At 58.7% G+C, this 1,975-nt stretch carries 3 protein-coding genes; 2 read left to right on the plus strand and 1 reads right to left on the minus strand.

Annotated features, from left to right (window positions below; all coding sequences use genetic code 11):
• Together AC1DOC_RS31445 and AC1DOC_RS31450 are read left to right on the plus strand one after the other, a co-directional pair.
• Positions 1-326, plus strand: a 326-nt coding sequence (locus AC1DOC_RS31445) for a MoaF-related domain-containing protein (protein ID WP_478131312.1), incomplete at its 5' end; no start/stop codon positions are given.
• Between the two features lie 138 nt (positions 327-464).
• On the plus strand, positions 465-818 hold the full coding sequence (locus tag AC1DOC_RS31450) for an FAD-dependent oxidoreductase (protein ID WP_436045206.1): 354 nt from the start codon (positions 465-467) through the stop codon (positions 816-818).
• Positions 819-950: 132 nt separating this feature from the next.
• Here the strand turns inward: AC1DOC_RS31450 and AC1DOC_RS31455 are convergent.
• The coding region (locus AC1DOC_RS31455; protein ID WP_478131313.1) for a branched-chain amino acid ABC transporter substrate-binding protein at positions 951-1,975 on the minus strand (1,025 nt) is incomplete at its 5' end.

Genomic DNA, 1,975 nt, shown 5'->3' on the forward strand with positions numbered 1-1,975 from the left:
GGAGAAAAATAATGACCGCACCTGCAGCCCCGCATCTGGGCCGTTTCCGTTTCGAGTACCCAGGGGGCGTCGTCTACGAAGTGGATGTCGACGACGATGATGCGTTGCGCTGGCGCTGCGTAGCCGGCGAGAACAAGGGCCGTGAGGGAAAGGAAGTCGTCGACCGCGTACCGCTGCACCCCGAACAGCATCTGTTGTCATGGACCGAGGCCGACGGTCTGGTCGTGGCGCAGGTTGTCAACTACGACGCAGGCTCGGTCAACACAGTCCTGGTGCTTCCCGGCGGCCAACGCGTGGTGCTTCAGGGCACGGTACAAAGAATTTAGCTACCTCGACGAGGCTTCGCACGCAGCCGAGCGGTAGCGGCGACAAGTTGGTCGAACCAGTCATACGTCTGCCGCTCGCAATCTCTCGATCCATATGAACGATTTTCCCGACATCACATTGCTGCGCGCGCCACGGGTATTGGACGACCTTCTCCGACCTTCTCCTCTTCCGCGTGTGGCGCGCCTTCCAAATGGGTCGGCAGGCGCCCGATGAGTCCGGACAATCTGCCCTTTCTTGGATCGGCGAAGCATCGAAATCTCTGGCTCAACTGCGGCCACGGTGCAATGGGTTGGACGATGGCATGCGGCTCAGCCCAGGTAATTTCTGACTTGGTTCTAGATCGTGCTCCGGCTATCGATCTGATGCCGTACCACAGCAATCGCTACCGTTTTGTGGGGCGTCGGTCGTCGAAAAAATCGAACAGGTTCATCGATCGATTCTGGGTGCTCATCTCGCCTCGGCGTTTGTCTCGTCCAAAAACGGGAAGATGACCGATGGTTGGCAAAAGATCGACCGGCACGCCGGTTCCAATTGACATCGTTTACGCCCGTAGCTGCGTGACCACGGCACGCGATTCCTATCTATGCTTACGCCCAAGCGTTGCACCGGCCCCGTCGCTGGCATCAGGGCCGCTTCATCTGGCAACTAGTCGGTGTGCTCGCGATGTAGGCCGGAAACGCTCGGGCCGGTGCCAACGTCATTCCAGTGTTCTCGACACTGTAAGGATATTTGTCGTCGGCTTTCTGCCAGACCGTCATAAACAGCGACTGCTGCATTTGATGATCGGTCTTGCGCATCTCGACCTCTCCGTTGAAACCCTTGAAGCGCAGGCCCTCCATCGCTGCGGCGACTTTTACAGGATCCGTGGATCGGGTTTTGGCCATGGTTTCGCCCAGGCTCATGAACACGTGGCTGACCTGGGAAAAATACAGATCCTCCTTGAACCGTTCCTTGAACTCGGCTGTCCACTTGCCTATGTCGCCGCCCATGTTGTAATGGTTGTTGGCGATCTGAAACACACGGCCGCCGCCGCCCTCTCCCAAAGCGGCAGGGGTGCCCGTCATGCCGGCGTAAAGGGTATAGAACTTGCCGTCGAAGCCGCTCTCGTTGGCGGCCTTGATCAGCAGCGCTAGGTCCGAGCCCCAATTGCCGGAAATCACCGTATCTGCACCCGAGGCCTTGATCTTGGCAATGTAGGGTGCGAAGTCCCGTACCTGCGCCAAGGGGTGCAGGTCTTCACCGACGATCTCAACATCGGGCCGCTTGCGCGCCAGGTTTTCCTTCGCGAGGCGCACCATCTGGTGGCCGTGCGCGTAGTTCTGGTTGAACAGGTAGACCTTCCTGATGTCCTTGTCGTCCTTCAGGAAAGTGGTTAGCGCCTCCATCTTCATGGCGGTGTTGGCGTCGAAGCGGAAATGCCAGTAGCTGCATTTGCTGTCGGTGAGATCCGGATCGACTGCGGCATAGTTAAGGAGCAGAACCTCCTTGCCCGGATTACGAGCGTTGTGCTTGTTCACGCCATCTATCAACGCAGCGACCGCCGCTGAGCCGCCCCCGGCTGTGATGTAGCGAATACCCTTGTCTGAGGCACTCTTGAGCGCATTGAGGCTCTCGGCGGGGCTGAGCTTGCTGTCGAACGGCACTACCT

Source organism: Variovorax sp. 01T439_2 (assembly GCF_056398445.1).